Annotated in this window: 2 protein-coding genes; both read left to right on the top strand. The window is 60.7% G+C overall.

Annotated features, from left to right (window positions below):
- Positions 1 to 475 precede the first annotated feature (475 nt).
- Entirely contained in the window at positions 476 to 1813 is a 1338-nt protein-coding gene (locus IM267_RS15425) for a TolC family outer membrane protein (protein ID WP_193033760.1), read from the top strand.
- A gap of 121 nt (positions 1814 to 1934) precedes the next feature.
- Entirely contained in the window at positions 1935 to 19940 is an 18006-nt protein-coding gene (locus tag IM267_RS15420) for an Ig-like domain-containing protein (protein ID WP_193033759.1), read from the top strand.
- Positions 19941 to 20044: the final 104 nt, after the last annotated feature.

The following is a 20044-nucleotide window of genomic DNA, read 5'->3' as shown; positions in this document are numbered from 1 at the left end:
GTGCTTGTATCTATATAGGTTCAAGTGAATAGCATAATAGTTCAATTTTATCCGCCGAATTACTTAAGTTGACACTTCTTTGAAAATCTTTGTGTCTGATTCGAGATGAAATTAACGCAAAAATGTACATCAGGCCATTTCGGAATTTTCCTTTAATTACAGGGGTTTTATAAGTTTCATTTAAAACGCGTCTTATAGCGTTTTGTCCAGAAACCCCATCTTTTTTCTTGTTTGCAACACCACGTTAACATTGCGGGTGTGGTTGCACATATCACATTTTGTTATGCTGCAAATCAATTAATTTTTAAGTAAATTCTTAAAATAAAATAGACGTAGTACGGCTCTCATCTCAAATGAAATGGGTATGGGGAACTATTACCTGAATTTATCAAACAGGAGTGGGGGAATATTTGAAAAAATATTTATACCTCTTCATGGGTAATTATTTAGCCATTACCTGGAGTCGGAGGAGATAATGAAGATGAAATGCAATAACAGGTTGCTTAAATTATCTGCTTCACTGACCTTCATTTCGCTGGTGGTGACTGCGGCGCATGCAAATAACGGCCCGGTGGGAATATCGCCCGTTGCGGCAATGACAATGAAAGAAAGTATTCTTTTCGCACTGGACCGCGATCCGTCGGTGAGCCAGCAGGCGGCACAGCTGGGGATCGGCCAGGCGCAAATAGATGAAGCGCGCAGTGCCTGGATGCCACAAATTGCTCTGAACGGGAGCACCGGTCACAGCCAGACCACCGATTCGAGCGGCTCGTTGCGAAATTCCGCTGCCTGGGGCCTGAGCCTGACGCAGCTGGTGTACGATTTTGGCAAGACCAACAACAGCATCAGCCAGTCTTCAGCGCAGCGTGACAGCTATCGCTATCAGCTGATGGGCACGATGTCTGCCGTCGCGGAAAAAACGGCCCTCAGCTATGTAGAGGTCAAGCGCTACAGCGATCTGTTGCAGGCGGCAACAGAGAACGTGCAGGCGCTTAAAAACGTTGAGCAACTGGCAAAACTCCGCGCCGATGCTGGCGTAAGCTCCACCTCTGACGAGCTTCAGACCCGTACCCGTATCGCCGGTATGCAGGCCACGGTAGAGCAGTACAATGCATCCCTGAACAGCGCCCGCGCGCGGCTGGCGGTATTAACCGGCATACAGGCTGAACGCTATTCACCGGTACCTGGAAGTCTGGCCGTGGAACCGGGTTCTCTCAATCGTATTGATTATTCACTGATTCCTGCGGTGATGGCCGCACAGAACATGGAGCGTTCCGCTCAGTATGGGGTCGAAACCGCGAAGTCTCAGCACTGGCCGACCTTGAGCCTGAAAGGGGGCCGTACCCGGTATGAGTCGGATAATCGCGCCTACTGGGATGACCAGATCCAGCTCAATATTGACGCACCGCTTTATCAGGGCGGCGCGGTCTCGGCGCGCGTGCGTCAGGCTGAAGGGGCAAGGGCGATGGCATCGACTCAGGTCGATCAGGCCCGTTTTGATGTCCTGCAAAAAGCCTCCGTCGCGCAGGCCGACTGGACCGGAGCGCGAGGACGAATGGAGGCCGGGAAACGACAGCTGGAAAATGCGCTGCGCGCCCGCGACGTCTACAAAAATGAATATACCCTGAGCAAGCGCAGCATTAACGATCTGCTCAGCGTGGAACAGGATGTCTGGGCTGCTACCTCAGCAAAAATAATGGCTGAATACGATGGCTGGAGTGCGGCGATTAATTACGCATCCGCAGTGGATAATCTCATGCCGCTTATCGGAATCGAGAAAAACGCTGCCGCGAAGCTACCTGATTTGAGTTAAAAAAAGGCGCGCCTTTCTGCGCGAAATAAGTAAGACAATAATGGGTGATTTTTCCCAGGGATAGCTACATCCATCTGGTGGACATATCCACAGGAATACGCGCACCTGCAAGGAGAAGAATATGAGTAACGCAAAAGTTGTTGATGTCATCATTCGAAAAACGGCAGAAAAAACAAAATTAACCGGTGAAGGAAATCTGTCTGTCTCTATTTCATCGCCGAGCGTAATTGAAATTCAGGGCTCTGCTCAGGACGTGGTGCGGTATGTCCGCCAGGGGAATGACCTCCTCATTTATATGAAAGATGGCAGCGTGATTCGCTGCAATAATTATTTTGTGGAAGATCCTGAGACGCAAAACCACTCAGAGCTGGTCTTCAACGATAATCAGGAACTGACGCACATTTCTTTCGCCGATGCCGGTGAAGCATCGGGCGTTGCCGTCACGGAATTAACCGCGCAGGCGACACCTATCAGCAGCATTGAGCCTTTCCTGGAGCAGGGAGGCATCTTAAGCGATGCGCCGTGGGGCTGGATTGCCGGGGCGGCGTTAGGGGGCGGGGCCATCGGTGCGCTGCTTTCTCACGGCGGTGACGGCGAAACCAAAACAAAAGTTATTGATAATACAAAAGAAGTAGAGAGCGCTACGCCAACATTTTTGCTGACGGATAAAGCGGGTGACAAGCAGGGTGTGCTGAGTGCAAAAGAGGTCACGGATGATAACACCCCAACCTTCAGCGGTACCGGGCAGCCGGGCGCGACCATTCAGATTAAGGACGGTAGCGGCAGCACCATCGCCAGCACCATGGTCGCGAAAGACGGCACCTGGACCGTAAAACTCCCGACCCAGGCGGACGGCGAGCATACCTGGTCTGTCGTGCAGATCGACGGCAGTAAAACGACCTCTGCGGGCAGCATCACCGTTACCGTATCCACGGCAGATGCCACCGTTACGCTTGCCACGACGGCGGGCGATAACGTGATCAACGCCAGCGAACAGTCTGCGGGCTTTACGCTCTCGGGTGCCAGCAAAAATCTGGCGCAGGGCACCGAACTGACCGTTACGCTGAACGGCAAATCCTATACGGCTGAAGTGGGCGCAAACGGCGCTTGGAGCGTGAAGGTGCCTGCCGCAGATGCGCAGGCGCTGGGCGATGGCACCTGGACGGTGAACGTCAGCGGTAAGGATGCGGCGGGGAATACCGTGAGCGGCAGCCAGACCATTGGCGTTGATACCGCTGCGCCAGCGATCACTGTCAACACGATCGCGCAGGATAACGTCATCAATGCGGCTGAACACAATCAGCCCCTGACGCTGACCGGTAAAACGGATGCCGAAGCGGGGCAAATTGTCACCGTGACACTCAACGGCAAAAATCATACCGCGACGGTGGGCAGCGACGGCTCATGGTCCGTCACGCTGCCGGCCAGCGAGGTACAGGCGCTGGCAAATGGCGAGCATACCCTGACGGTTAACGTCAGCGACAAAGCCGGAAACGGTTCATCCGCGACTGCCGATTTCACCGTGGATACCGCCGCGCCGGTTGTGACTATTAATACCGTTGCGGGCGACGATATCCTGAACACCAGCGAGCAGGGGCAGGCGCAGATCGTTTCCGGCCATGCGAAAGGCGCGGCAGCGGGTGATGTCGTTACCGTGACCGTCGGCGGCCAGACCTTTACCGGTGTTGTCCAGGCGGACGGCAGCTGGAGCGTAGGGGTACCTGCCTCTGTTATCGGTACGTTGGGTGAGGGGAGCCATACTGTTTCTGTCTCCGTCACCGATGCGGCGGGCAATACCGGCAGCGCGACGCACGGTATTACGCTCAGCGGCAACCCGCCAGAATTCACGATTGACGCCATCGGCCAGGATAACGTCCTGAATGCGCAGGAGGCTATGCAGCCGCTGAGCCTCAGCGGAACCAGTAATCTGCCGAACGGCAGCGCCGTCACCGTGACCCTGAATAACGTGAGCTATCAGGCCACCGTTGAGAGCGGCACCTGGTCCGTTCAGGTGCCGGTTTCCGACGTGCTGGGCCTGGCAAATACCCTTTACACCGTCAGCGTCAGCGGCACCGACAGCGTGGGTAATAGCGGCTCCGCCGAGGCGAATCTGCTGGTCGATACCGTGCTGCCGAAGGTGATCATTAACACCTTTGCGGGGGATAACCTGGTCAATAACGCCGAAGCGGCGGTGGACCAGACCCTTAGCGGACGCGTGACCGGCGCGGCGGCGGGCGATACCGTCGCAATCAGCGTGGGTGGCAAAAGCTACACCGCGACGGTTGGCGGCGATCTGACCTGGAGCGTGACGATCCCATCCGCAGACATTCAGGCGTTTGGCGACGGCGGGTTAACCTTCAGTGCCTCCGTTACCAATGCGCACGGCAATACCGGCACCGGCGAGCGTGATATCAACATCAACACCGGGCTTCCGGGCCTGCGCGTCAATATCATCTCTGGCGATGACGTGATCAACGCCATCGAACAGCAGCAGGATCTGACCGTGACCGGCTCCAGCACCCATCTGGCTGCCGGCACGCCGATCGTCGTCACCCTTAATAATGTTGAGTACGCCGCCGTGATTACCGCCAGCGGCAGCTGGCAGATTGGCGTGCCCGCGTCTGACCTTAAGGCATGGACCGCGGGCGGCATGACCGTCAGCGTCAGCGCTGAAGACGCCTGGGGCAACACCGTTGTGGCTGAACACCCAATTGAGCTTGATCTGAACGCCGTGGCCGTCACCATCAATACGGTAACCGCTGACGATATGCTCAACGCTGCGGAAAAAGGGGCGGATTTAACGCTTTCCGGCCAGACGCAGGGCGTAGAGGCGGGCCAGACCGTGGTGGTGAATTTCGCGGATCGGACCTTTACCGCGCAGGTGCAGCAGGACGGATCATGGAGCCTGACCGTCCCGGCGAACGCCATGGAAACGCTGATCGACGGGCGGGCGCAGGTGAGCGTCAGCGTGACCAACGTCAGCGGCAACAGCGCGAACGCCTCACGCGTGGTGACCGTCGATACGCAGCCGCCGGCCATTACGCTCGATAACCTGACCGACGACAACATCATCAATGCGGCAGAAGCGCAGCAGGATTTGGTGCTCAGCGGCAGTACCACCGCTGAAGTGGGTCAGACGGTCACCGTGACGCTGAACGGCAAAAACTATCAAACCACCGTACAGGCTGATGGCACCTGGACGCTGAACGTGCCTGCCGCAGACGTTGGCGCGCTAACCGATGGCCCGATCACCGTTACGGCCACCGTCAGCGACGTGGCGGGTAACAGCAGCAGCGCGGATCGCGTTGGGCTGGTGGATGCCACCGTGCCGCAGGTGACCATTAATGACTTTGTCACCGACACCAACACCGTTAACCAGCTGGCCCATTCTCAGGCGCAGATCCTGAGCGGCTCCGTCACCGGCGCGGCGGCGGGCGATTTGGTCACCATCACTATTAATAACGTGGACTACACTACCGCGGTGGACGCGGCGGGCAACTGGAGCCTCGGCCTGCCTGCATCCGTCGTTCAGGGGCTGACGGACGGTACCTGGACCATTAACGTCTCCGTGACCGATCGGTCCGGCAACACCGGCAGCAATTCTCTGGATGTGGTGGTGAATACCGTGACGCCTGTTATCGGTATTAACACGCTGGCCGTAGATGACGTGATCAATGCGGCAGAGAAGGGCGAAGATCTGCGGCTTTCCGGTACCAGCAATCAGCCGGAAGGGACCACCATCACCGTAAACCTGAACGGTATCAACTACACCGCCACCACTAACGCCAGCGGCGGCTGGAGCGTCACCGTGCCCGCCTCTGCGGTGAGCGCGCTGGGCGAAGCCAGTTACACCGTGACGGCGAGCGTGACCGACAATGTGGGTAACAGCGCCTCAACCTCGCACGATGTGCTGGTAGACAGCTCGCTGCCGGTAGTCACTATCAACACTTTCGCAACCGACAATATCGTCAACGCGGCGGAAGTGGCCGCAGGGCAAACCCTGACCGGGAAGGTCTCTAACGCGGCATCGGGCGATACCGTCACGATTATCCTCGGCGGGCAAACATATACGGCTACCGTGCAGGACGATCTCACCTGGAGCCTGCCGCTAACCCAGAGCCAGTTAACCGCGCTTGGCAATGGCGATCTGACCGTATCGGCCAGCGTCACCAACGCGCACGGCAATACCGGTTCGTCTTCTCTGGACGTCACCATCGACGCCCAGCTGCCCGGCCTGCGCATTGATATGGTCGCCGGTGACGGCGTGATTAACGTCATCGAACACGCTCAGAACCTGGTTATCTCCGGCACCAGTACTGACCTGGCGGCGGGCAGCACCGTAACCGTGACCATTAACGGCAAGAATTATTCTGCCTCGGTACTGGCGGACGGTACCTGGCAGGCAGCGGTTCCGGCGGCAGACGTCTCCCAATGGGCGGACGGTTCGCTCACCATTAGCGCCCGCGCGCAGGATGCCTCCGGCAACCCGGTGAACATCGGCACCGTTGTGGATGTCGATCTCGCCCCGGTGGCGATTAGTATCAACAGCGTGACGGACGACAACGTGCTTAACGCGGCGGAAAAAGGCCAGGATCTGGTGCTTTCCGGCTCTTCCTCAAACGTTGAAGCGGGCCAGACCGTTACCGTCAGCGTCGCGGGTAAAACGTATACCACGACGGTCGATGCCAACGGCGACTGGCGCTACACCGTTCCGGCTGCCGATCTGAACGGCCTGAAGGACGGCGATGCCAGCGTGCAGGTCAGCGTGACCAACGTGAACGGCAACGTGGCCTCCTCCTCGCAGGCCTTCAGCGTCGACACCGCCGCGCCAGTGGTGACCATCAATACCATCAGCGGCGACAACATGCTGAATGCGGCTGAGGCAGCGCAGGATCTGACCCTGAGCGGGACGTCCACTGCCGAAGCAGGCCAGACGGTTACCGTAACCTTCAACGACAACCAGTACACCGCGCAGGTGCAGGCTGACGGCAACTGGACGCTCGACGTGCCGGCTGCGGATCTGGCGGGCATCACCGACGGTAACGCCACGGTCACGGCTTCCGTATACGACAAAGCGGGCAACCCGGCCAGCGCGGATGCTGCCGTGCTGGTGGATACCACCGTGCCGCAGATTAGCTTCAACCTCGTCGCGGGCGACGACATTGTGAATATTGCCGAGCACGGCCAGGCGCTGATTGTTTCCGGCAAGGTGAAGGGCGCACAGGCGGGCGACGTCATTACCGTAACCCTGAACGGCAAAGACTACACCGCGATGCTGGACGGTGCCGGAAGCTGGAGCGTGGGCGTTCCGGCGGCAGACGTGGGCGCGCTGGCGGGCGGGCATCAGACGATCTCCGCCACCCTCACCGATAAGGCGGGTAACAGCACCACGGCCACGCATGATCTTGACGTCTCCCTGACGGCACCGACGATTGCCATTGATACCCTGGCGGTTGACGACGTCATCAATGCCACCGAGAAAGGCCAGGATCTGCTGCTTTCCGGAACCAGCAACCAGCCGGAAGGCACAGCGATTACCGTGAACCTCAACGGCATCAGCTACGCCGCGACCACCAACGCCAGCGGCGGCTGGAGCGTGACCGTTCCGGCGGCGAACGTCTCTGCGCTGGGTGAAGCGACCTATACCGTCACGGCAAGCGTAACCGATAGCGCAGGCAACGGCGCGAACGCCAGCCACAGCGTGCTGGTCGACAGCGCGCTGCCGCAGATCACCATCAACGCAATCGCCACCGATGACGTGATTAACGCAGCGGAAGTCGCTTCCGGACAAACCCTGAGCGGGAAGGTGAGCGGTGCCGCTAGCGGTGACACTGTCACAATTTCGGTGGGTGGCAATACCTACACGACAACCGTGCAGGACGATTTTAGCTGGTCGGTTAACGTCGCGTCTGACGTGTTAACCGCCATCGGCAACGGCGACCTGACCGTATCCGCCAGCGTGACTAACGGCCACGGTAATACCGGCTCCGGCGAGCGCGACATCACGATTGATGCCAACCTGCCTGGCCTGCGGGTCGATAAGGTGGCGGGTGACAACGTGATCAACAGCATCGAACACGGTCAAAACCTGATTATCACCGGCTCCAGCGACGGTCTGGCAGCGGGTTCAGCATTGACGGTGACCGTTAACGGTAAAACTTACGCGGCCACCGTACTGGCAGACGGTACCTGGACGGCCGCCGTTCCGGCAGCAGACGTCGGTGCGCTGAGCGCAGGCACCGTCACCGTGACCGTTGAAGGCCAGAGCGCTGCGGGCAACCCGGTTTCTATCAGCCACGACGTGAAGGTCGACCTGGCGACGGTTGCTATCAGCATTGACGCTATCGCTACCGACGACGTGATTAATGCGGCAGAAAAAGGCGCAGATCTGGTGCTGTCGGGTGCCACCAGCAACGTGGAAGAGAACCAGACGGTTTACATCACGTTCGGCGGCAAGTCCTACACGGCGAAAGTGGATGCCAGCGGCAACTGGACGGCGACCGTGCCGTCGGCGGATCTGGCTGGCCTGAAGGATGGCGACGCCAGCGTGCAGGTGAGCGTAACCAACGTGAACGGCAACAGCGCCTCGGCGGGACGCGAGTACGGCGTGGACGCCACCGCGCCGACGGTATCTATCGAGATCGTCAGCGACAACAACATCATCAATGCCGCCGAAGCGCAGCAGGATCTGGTCGTCAACGGCACCTCTAACGCCGAAGCGGGCCAGACCGTGACCGTGACGCTGAACGACGTGGATTACACCACCACCGTGCAGGCAAACGGCAGCTGGAGCGTGACCGTGCCTTCTGCGGATGTCGGCGCGATTAACGACGGCAACTACACGATCACGGCAGCGGTATCCGACAAGGCCGGCAACCCGGCTTCGGCGGGTCGCGACGTGCTGGTCGATACCACCGTGCCACAGCTGACCATTGACGCCGTTTCCAATGACGACGTGATCAACAGCGCCGAGCACGGGCAGGCTCTGATCGTCACCGGCTCAGTGACCGGCGCGGCGGCGGGCGACGTGGTGACCGTTACCATCAATAACAAAGATTACACGGCGACGCTGGATGCTTCCGGCAACTGGAGCGTGGGCGTGCCTGCGGCGGACGTCGGTGCCCTGACCGCCGGGGATTACACTATCACCGCGGCGCTAACCGACAAAGCCGGAAACAGCAACAGCGCGACGCGCGAGGTGGAAGTCAACCTGAGCGCGCCAGTGTTGACCATCGACACCGTCTCCGATGACGATGTGATTAACAGCAGCGAGAAAACGCAGGATCTGACCATCACCGGTACGGCTTCCGGACTGGCGACGGGCGCGGTGGTGACCGTGATGCTCAACGGCAAAGCCTACAGCGCCACGGTTGAGGCCAACGGCCAATGGTCCACGACCGTTCCGGCGAGCGAGGTAGGTCAACTGGGTGAGGCGCTTTACACCGTCACTGCCTCGGCAACGGACAGCGTTGGCAACAGCACCAGCACCTCGCACACCGTGAACGTGGAGTCCGTGCTGCCGGGCGTCACGATCAACACCGTGGCAGGCGACGACGTCATCAACGCGGCAGAAGTGGCCGCAGGCCAGACCATCAGCGGCACCGTGGTGAATGCCGAGGCGGGCAACACCGTGACCGTGAAGATTGGCGGCAACAGCTACACCGCAACGGTGCAGAGCGATCTGACCTGGTCCGTCGCTGTACCGGAATCGGCACTGACGGCGCTGGGCAACGGCGATCTGACTGTAACCGCCAGCGTCACGAACGGCGTGGGCAACAGCGGCAGCGGCGAGCGTGAGATCACCATCGACGCCAGCCTGCCGGGCCTGCGCGTGGACATCGTGGCCGGCGATGACGTGATCAACAGCATCGAACACGGACAGAATCTGATTATTACCGGTTCCAGCAATGGCCTGAGCGCAGGCACGGCGCTGACCGTTACCGTCAACGGCAAAACTTATCCCGCGACGGTACTGGCGGACGGTACATGGAGCGCGGCTCTCCCTTCTGCGGACGTAAGTGCCCTGGCAGCGGGCACCGTCACCGTGACCGTTGAGGGCCAGAGCAGCGCGGGCAATCCGGTTTCCATCAGCCACAATGTGACGGTGGATCTGGCGAACGTCGCTATCAGCATCGACGCCATTGCCACCGACGACGTGATTAACGCGGCTGAGAAGGGCGCGGATCTGGTGCTTTCCGGCACCACCTCAAACGTGGAGGAAAATCAGACCGTCACCATCACCTTTGGCGGCAAGCACTACACCGCCACGGTGGACGCGGCGGGTAAGTGGACCGCCACGGTGCCGGCTGCGGATCTGGCGGGCCTCAAGGACGGCGACGCCAGCGTGCAGGTGAGCGTCACCAACGTCAACGGCAACAGCGCTTCGGCTGGCCGCGAGTACAGCGTGGATACCACCGCGCCGTCCGTCACCATCAACACAATTGCGACTGACGACATCCTGAACGCCACGGAAGCGCAGTCTGAACTGGCGATTTCCGGCACCAGCACCGCCGAGGCGGGCCAGACGGTCACCGTGTCGCTGAATGGCAAGGACTACACCACAACCGTCAGCGCGGACGGCAGCTGGACGCTGAACGTTCCGGCGGCGGACCTGGCGGCGCTCAGCGACGGCAGCGTGACTGTATCCGCGAGCGTGAGCGATAAGGCGGGCAACCCGGCGTCGGTAAACCATAACCTGACGGTGGATATGACCGTCCCTGCGGTTACCATCCACGCTATTGCAGATGACGACGTGATTAACGTCGCCGAGCACGGTCAGGCGCAGATTATCAGCGGCACCGCCACCGGCGCGGCAGCGGGCGATAAGGTCACCGTGACTATCGGCGGCCAGACGTACACCACCGTGCTGGACGCGGCGGGCAACTGGAGCGTGGGCGTCCCGGCGAGCGTGATTTCCGGCCTCAGCGACGGCACCGTGACCGTCACTGCGTCTGTTACCGACGCGGCGGGCAACACCGGAAGCGGCACCCATAACGTGACCGTCGATACCGGTCTGCCATCGGTCAGTTTCAACGCCATCAGTGGTGACAACGTCCTGAACGCGGCGGAGAAAGGTCAGGATCTGAGCGTGAGCGGCACCAGCGCCAACCTGGCGGAAGGCACCGTGGTGACCGTGACCCTGAACGGTAAAAACTACACCGCAACGACCGCCGCAGACGGCACCTGGAGCCTGACGGTTCCGGCTGCGGATCTGGCCGGTCTCGGTCAGGCCAGTTACACCCTCAATGCGACCGCCACCAACGGCGTGGGCAACAGCGTGAGCAGCGCAGCGAACCTGCTGGTCGACACCGCGCTGCCGACCGTCACCATCAACACCGTGGCGGGCGATAACGTTATCAACGCGGCGGAAGTGGCGGCAGGCCAGACCCTGAGCGGTACCGTGGCGAATGCTGAAGCGGGCAACACCGTAACCGTGACCATTGGCGGCAACAGCTATACCGCAACGGTGCAGAACGATCTGAGCTGGTCCGTGAACGTACCTGCTGATGTGCTGACCGCCCTCGGCAACGGCAGCCTGAGCGTGACGGCGACCGTCACCAACGGCCACGGCAACACCGGCACCGGCGAGCGCGACATTACTATCGACGCTAACCTGCCGGGCCTGCGCGTGAATATCGTGGCGGGCGACGACGTGGTTAACAGCATCGAGCATGCGCAGAACCTGATCGTTTCCGGCTCCAGCGGCGGGCTGGCGCCGGGCACGGCGCTGACCGTTTCCGTGAACGGCAAAGACTATGCGGCGACGGTGCTGGCGGACGGCACCTGGAGCGCGGCGGTTCCGTCTGCGGACGTGAGCGCGTGGCCGGAAGGCACCGTGAAAATCAGCGTTACCGGCGACAGCGCGGCGGGTAACCCGATTACCATCAGCCACGACGTGACCGTCGATCTGGCCTCTGTTGCCATCAGCATCAACGCCATTGCCACCGACGACGTGATCAACGCGGCGGAGAAAGGGGCGGATCTGGTGCTGTCCGGCGCGACCACCAACGTGGAAGCCGGGCAGACCGTCACCCTGAGCCTGAACGGTAAAATCTACACCACTACCGTAGAAGCAGACGGCAACTGGACCTATACCGTGCCGGCTGCGGATCTGGCGGGCCTCAAGGACGGCGCCGCCAGCGTGCAGGTGAGCGTCACCAACGTCAACGGCAACAGCGCTTCGGCTGGCCGCGAGTACAGCGTGGATGCCACCGCGCCGTCCGTCACCATCAACACGATTGCGACTGACGACATCCTGAACGCCACGGAAGCGCAGTCTGACCTGACAGTTTCCGGCACCAGCACCGCCGAGGCGGGCCAGACGGTCACCGTGTCGCTGAACGGCAAGGACTACACCACAACCGTCGGTACCAACGGCAGCTGGACGCTGAACGTTCCTGCGGCGGACCTGGCGGCGCTCAGCGACGGCAGCGTGACCGTAACCGCGAGCGTGAGCGACAAGGCGGGCAACCCGGCGTCGGTAAACCACAACCTGACGGTGGATATCACCGTTCCGGCGGTTACCATCCACGCTATTGCAGATGACGACGTGATTAACGTCGCCGAGCACGGTCAGGCGCAGATTATCAGCGGCACCGCCACCGGCGCGGCAGCGGGCGATAAGGTCACCGTGACCATCGGCGGTCAGACGTACACCACCGTGCTGGACGCGGCGGGCAACTGGAGCGTGGGCGTCCCGGCGAGCGTGATTTCCGGCCTCAGCGACGGTACCGTGACCGTCACTGCGTCTGTTACCGACGCGGCGGGCAACACCGGCAGCGGCACCCATAACGTGACCGTCGATACCGGTCTGCCATCGGTCAGCTTCAACGCCATCAGCGGTGACAACGTCCTGAACGCGGCGGAGAAAGGTCAGGCTCTGAGCGTGAGCGGCACCAGCGCCAACCTGGCGGAAGGCACCGTGGTGACCGTGACCCTGAACGGTAAAAACTACACCGCAACGACGGCGGCGGACGGCACATGGAGCCTGACGGTTCCGGCTGCTGATCTTGCAGGCCTGGGCGAAGCGAATTACATCCTTAACGCGACCGCGACCAACGGCGTGGGCAACAGCGTGAGCAGCGCAGCGAACCTGCTGGTCGACACCGCGCTGCCGACCGTCACCATTAGCACCGTGGCGGGCGATAACGTCATCAACGCGGCAGAAGTGGCCGCAGGCCAGACCATCACCGGTAAGGTGGCGAACGCGGAAGCCGGTAACACGGTGACAGTGAACATCGGCGGCAACAGCTACACCGCGACGGTGCAGAGCGACCTCACCTGGTCCGTCAGCGTGCCGGAGTCCGTCCTGACGGCGCTGGGCAACGGCGATTTGACCGTGTCAGCAACTGTCACCAACGGCCACGGCAACACCGGCACCGGGGAGCGCGATATCACTATCGACGCCAGCCTGCCGGGCCTGCGCGTGAATATCGTGGCGGGCGACGACGTGATCAACAGCATTGAGCATGGTCAAAATCTGATCGTCACCGGCACCAGCGACGGGCTGGAGGCGGGCACGACGCTCACCGTGACCGTAAACGGCAAGACCTATGCCGCGTCGGTACTGGCAGACGGCTCATGGAGCGCGGCGATCCCGGCGGCGGACGTGGGCGCTCTGGCCGCAGGTACGGTGACAATCACCGTAGCCGGTCAGAGCAGCGCAGGTAACCCGGTCTCCATCAGTCACGACGTCAATGTCGATCTGGCGGCCGTGGCTATCAGCATCGATGCTATCGCCACCGACGACGTGATTAACGCGGCGGAGAAAGGGGCGGATCTGGTGCTGTCCGGCAGCACCTCCAACGTGGAAGAAAACCAGACCGTGACCATCACCTTTGGCGGCAAGTCTTACACCGCGAAAGTCGATGCCAACGGCAACTGGACGGCGACCGTGCCTTCCTCGGATCTTGCGGGCCTGAAGGACGGCGACGCCAGCGTGCAGGTGAGCGTAAGCAACGTACACGGTAACAGCGCGTCTGCGGGCCGCGAGTACAGCGTGGACACGACGGCACCAACCGTGACGATTGATACGGTAGCCGATGACAACGTGATCAACGGCAGCGAAGCGGCTGCGGGCGTGACCGTTTCCGGCACTACGACGGCAGAAGCCGGTCAGACGGTGACCGTATCTCTCGGCGGGAACAGCTACACCGCACAGGTTCAGCAGGGCGGCGTATGGAGCGTTAACGTACCGGCGTCCGATCTGTCCGCACTGGCGGACAACGGTTACACCGTGCAGGTCAGCGTGAGCGACGCCGCGGGTAATCCGGGCAGCGCGGCGAAAGCGATTACGCTCGATACCACACCGCCGACCGTCAGCTTTAACGTCGTGGCGAACGATAACGTTATCAACAGCGTGGAGCATGGTCAGGCGCAGATCGTCAGCGGCACCGCAACCGGCGCCAGCGTTGGCGATAAGCTGGTCATCACCATCGGCTCGAACCAGTACACCACCACCGTGGACGCCAGCGGCAAATGGAGCGTGGGCGTGCCTGCCAGCGACATTTCTGCGCTCGCTGACGGCACCGTCACCCTCAGCGCGACCATCACCGACAGCGCGGGTAACAGCAGCACCCAGACTCACGACGTGGTGGTATACACGGCCTCCGTGGCGCTGACCGTCAACACTATCAGCGGTGATGACGTGATCAATGCGGCAGAAGCGGGCGCTTCGCTGGTCATCAACGGCTCCAGCGCGCAGTTCGCCAGCGGCACGCAGGTCACCGTAACCCTGAACGGTAAAAGCTACACGGCCACCATTCAGAGCGACGGCTCATGGCAGGCCACCGTTCCGGCCGCCGACGTGGGCGCGCTGGCGGATGGCGCGAGCTATCAGGTTTCCGTGTCAGCGCATGACAGCGCGGGCAACAGCGCCTCGGCGACGCACACCCTCAGCGTGGACACCACCGCGCCGGTGATTAGCGTGAACGCGCTGTCAGGCGACGACGTTCTGAACGCGGCGGAAGCTCAGCAGCCGCTGACCGTACACGGCTCCTCCAGCGCTGAGGCGGGTCAGACCGTGACCGTCACGCTGGGCGGCAAAACCTACACCACAACCGTGGCAAACGACGGGACCTGGACGCTGGACGTTCCGGCGACAGACCTGGCCGCACTGAGCCAGGGCGCGCTGACGGTCACCGCTTCCGTTACCGACAAAGCCGGTAACGGCGGTCAGACGACGCATACCTTAACGGTGGATACCGTCGCGCCGACCGTGACCATCAGCGTCGTGGCGGATGACGATATCGTCAACAACGCCGAGCAGCTGGCGGGCCAGACCATCCGCGGCACTACCACGGCGGAGCAGGGTCAGACGGTAACCGTGACCTTCAACGGTCACAGCTATCAGGCGACCGTGGCGGCGGACGGTTCGTGGTCGGTCTTCGTGCCAGGGCGTGATTTCCTCGGCCTGAGCGACGGGCAGTACACCCTCACCGCCACGGTGAGCGATAAGGCGGGCAACCCGGGCAGCGCCAAGCACGACGTGACGCTGAACGGTGATGTCCCGACGATCGCCATTAACACCTTTGCGCAGGATGACATTGTTAACGCTGCCGAGCATGGCACGCCGCTGGTCGTCAGCGGCACCACCGACGCGCCTGCGGGCCAGACGGTGACCATTACGCTGAACGGTAAAACCTATGCGGCGACCGTGCAGAATGACGGCACCTGGAGCTACACGGTGGGCAGCGCAGACGTTACCGCGCTGGCAGACGGCGGTTCGTACGTGATTAACGCGCAGGTCAGCAACGCCATCGGCAACAGCGCCAGCGACAATCACACCGTCACCGTCGATCTGACCGCGCCATCGATGGGGATCAGCATTGACTCGCTGCAAAACGATACCGGCCTGAGCGCGAGTGATTTCATCACCAACGACAGCAATATCGTGATCAACGGCTCCCTGACCGCGCAGCTCGGCAACAACGAGAAGGCGCAGATCAGCCTCGACGGCGGCACCACCTGGATTGACCTGACGGTGACCGGCACCACGTGGCGCTACGCCGATGGCCGCACTTTGACCGACGGTACGTATCTGTACCAGGTCCGCGTGATTGATAACGCGGGCAACGTGGGGGCAACGGACAGCCAGAACGTGGCGATCGATCTGACGAAGCCAGCGGCGACGACCATTACCGTGGATTCCGTCACGCAGGATACCGGCCTGTCCGACAGCGACTTCATCACCAGCGACACGCAGATCAGCCTGAAGGGCACGCTCGGCGCGGCGCTCGGCAGCGGCGACCATGCGCAGATCAGCCTTGACGGCGGCGCGACCTGGACCGACGTGAGCGTCAGCGGCCTGACCTGGACCTATATCGATGGACGTACGCTGGTTGACGGCGACTACAACTACCAGCTGCGGGTAATTGACGACGCGGGGAATATCAGCGCCACCGCCAGCCAGGTGGTGACCATTGATACCATCGCGCCGGACGCCAGCAAAACGATCGCTATCGACAGCATCAGCGACGATACCGGCCTGAGCAGCAGCGACTTTATCACTAACGATACGTCCCTGACGCTGCACGGCTCGCTCGGCGCGACGCTGGCCGACGGTGAATATGTCCAGATCAGTATCGACGGCGGGGTCACCTGGCAGAACGTGATTGTCACCGGCAGCAGCTGGTATTACGTGGACGGACGTACGCTGGGTAACCAGACCTATGACTATTACGTTCGCGTAGTGGACGCGGCGGGCAACGTCGGTGCCAGCGCGCATCAGCAGGTGACCGTCGACACGGTTGCACCGGATGCCGCGATTACGGTGACCGTGGATAACATCACTGTCGATACCGGTTTTGATAGCAACGATTTCCTGACCAGTTCGACCTCGTACACGCTCAACGGGACGCTCGGCGCCGAGCTCGGCGCGGGCGAATATGTGCAGGTAAGCATGGACGGCGGCAGCACCTGGGTTTACGCCACGGTAAGCGGTACCCAGTGGCGCTATAACGACACGCGTACCCTGACCGACGGCGATTACAGCTATCAGGTGCGGGTAGTCGATCAGGCGGGCAACATCGGTGCCACCACTACGCAGACCGTGACGGTGGATACCCAGGCGCCGCAGTACGGCATCACCATCGACAGCATCAGCGATGATACCGGGCAGTCCGGGAGTGATTTCATCACCATGGATACTACCCTGACCCTCAACGGCTCGCTGGGCAGCGCGCTGGCGAGCGACGAGCGGGTGCAGATCAGCCTCGACGGCGGAAACACCTGGGTTGACGCCACGGTGACTAATCAGCGCTGGACCTACACTGATACCCGCGATCTGCCTGACGGGGATTACACCTACCAGGTGCGGATCATCGACCAGGCCGGTAACGTCGGCTCTACCTCATCGCAGGTGGTGACCGTCGATACCACGCCGCCGGCGACGGTGGGTACGGTGGTCAGCTATACCGATGGGGAAGGCGAGCGTCAGGGCACCTTTGGCAGCGCGGTGGCAACGGACGATAACTCGCCGCTCATCAACGGGACGCTTAACCGTGCGCCGGACGACGGTGAAATTGTGCAGCTCTATCGCGACGGCCTTCTACTCGGTCAGGTGACCATGAACGGCAGCGCAAGCTGGTCGTTCCAGGACAACGGTCTGAGTGATGGCAACCACACGTACATCGTGCGCGTGACCGACAAAGCCGGTAACTACACGGAATCGGACGGGTTTGTACTGAACGTCGATACCAGCATACCGACCACCACGGCGTCGATTACCGCCCAGACCACGTCGGACACCACCCCAATTGTCAGCGGGACCGTGTCCGCCGATCTGGTGAATGGCGAGTATCTGGTGGTCACGGTGAACGGTAAAACCTACACCTCCCAGACGGGCGGTGCGGTGGTAGTCGACCCGGATCACAATACCTGGTATATCCAGATCCCGGACAGCGATGCCCTGAGCGTGGCGAACTACGACGTAACGGCGCAGGTGAAGAGCAGCGCGGGTAATGGCAATACCACTGGTACGGCGATGGGCAGCCTGGTGATTGATACCACTTCGGTGAACACCGACTGGGCGACCACGGCGGGTAACTTGAACAACTCGACCATGACGGTCGGCACGAACAGCAGCGGCCTGTGGAATATCATTGCGAACACTCAGTCTTACTCCAGCAGTGATAGCTCCTCTTATGCAGCTAACGCGCTGACTAACACCCGTGGGACTTACGTGGTTAGCCAGACGGCGGCCGACTTCGATCGTAACGGTACGCAGGATATCTTCGCGACCGAGAATACTTACTCGGGTGCGACGCAGGTTATGTGGACCTACGATGGCAGTACCTATAACGCCAGCCAGCTGGCGATGGGGACTACCATCTGGTTCGGTGGCGTCGTTGCATACGACAAAACGGGCGATGGCTATCTTGATCTCGCGTATGGCGATGCGGGTGCAGACTCCATCACTTACCTAATCAACAACAACGGCGTACTTTCGCCGGATGGTACCAACGGCGGGGCAGGCTTCTGGGGACAATTCACCACCATGCGTGAAATCTCCGGCGTCGACCTGAACAATGACGGCACCGTTGATATTGTGCAGCACACCAACCGCAGCGGTGCGTACTCGCTTACTGTGATTAACAACAACGGTAACGGTACGCTCTCTATCGGCCAGAACATGACCAACGTGTTTGTGGTTAACGCGGCGAACACTACTACGGCGGCATCCATGACGTGGGCGGACTTCAACGGTGATGGCTACATGGATCTGTATCTGGGCAGCAGCTACAACAACACCGGCGGGGTGATCTACTACAACGACGGTACCGGGCAACTATCCACCACCAAGAGCGCGGTTGAGGCCTCTAACGCCACGGCGGGCTACCTGTCAGTGGCGGTGGACTGGAACGGCGACGGGCAGATGGACATCATCAAGCTCAGCACCTACGGCGGCTCGCAGACGGCAACCTTGTTCACCAACAATGGCTATGGTTCGACCTGGACCTCAAGCCAGCTGGCGTCAGGGCTTGCGAACGTTACCGGCGTGGCCGCAGTGGACTACAACTGGGACGGCGCGAAGGATCTGCTGGTTTCGCAGCAAAACGGCAAAGTGGTGCTGGTACAAAACAGCAAGACCATTGCTGACGGTACGGCGATGCATCTACACATTGTCGACAGCGAAGGCATCAATGCCTATTACGGCAATACGGTCAATTTGTATAACGCTTCCGGCGTACTGGTGGCCTCGCAAATTATCAACGCCCAGTCCGGTATTGGTTCGAACGATACTTCTGCGCTGGTGAGTTTCTACGGTCTGGATCCGAATGAAACCTACTCGGCAGAAATTGTGAAGATCACCAACGGCGTCTCAGATAACGTCACCTGGAGCGGTCTGGAGGCGGGCAACGGCAAAGAGGGCTATGTTCTCACCGCCGAAGCGGCCACCGGCGGCCATAGCGGGACGATTACTGGCACCGGGTATAACGATACCTTTATCGCAGAGGATGGCACTTATACCTACAACGGTTCCGGCGGCTGGAATACCCATTCCGACTACGATACCTGGAGCAACACGGGTGGGATGGACGTGGTGGATTACCGCAATGCGACGTCCGGCGTGACCGTCGATTTGCGTCTCTCAACCGCGCAGGACACCGGGTTCGGTACGTCACGACTGCTCAACATTGAAGGCATTAACGGCTCGGACTTCGACGACGTCATTACCGGCAACAGCGGTGATAACCAGTTCGAAGGCCGCGGCGGAAACGACACCTTCCACATCGGCAGCGGCGGTCACGATACGCTGCTCTACAAGCTGATCAACGCCTCGGATGCCACGGGTGGCAACGGTCACGACGAGGTGAACGGCTTTACGGTCGGCACCTGGGAAGGGACGGCGGACACGGATCGTATTGACCTGCGCGATCTGCTTTCCGGCAGCGGCTATACCGGCACGGGCTCGGCGAGCTACGTGGACGGCGTGGCCACGCTGGACAGCGGCGCGGGCAACATCACCGACTACGTCCGCGTGGTGCAGAACGGCAGCAATACTGAGATCCATGTTGACCTGGACGGGGCGGGCGGTCAGTTCTCCTCAACCCCGCTGCTGACGCTGAACGGCGTGCAGACGGATCTGGCAACGCTGCTGGCTAATCATCAGCTGTTAATTGCGTAAAACACTGCCGCGGGGAGCGATCCTCGCGGCTTTTTGCGTTTCTTTACATCACTAGCCATAACCCTATATTTCACAAGATTATTTTGCGGGTTCGTTTAGAAAGC

The organism is Enterobacter cloacae complex sp. P15RS, from assembly GCF_014895905.1.
GTDB lineage: Bacteria > Pseudomonadota > Gammaproteobacteria > Enterobacterales > Enterobacteriaceae > Enterobacter > Enterobacter quasihormaechei.
The sequence above is the reverse complement of the archived record's forward strand: the minus strand, read 5'-3'. Positions and strand labels throughout refer to the sequence as shown.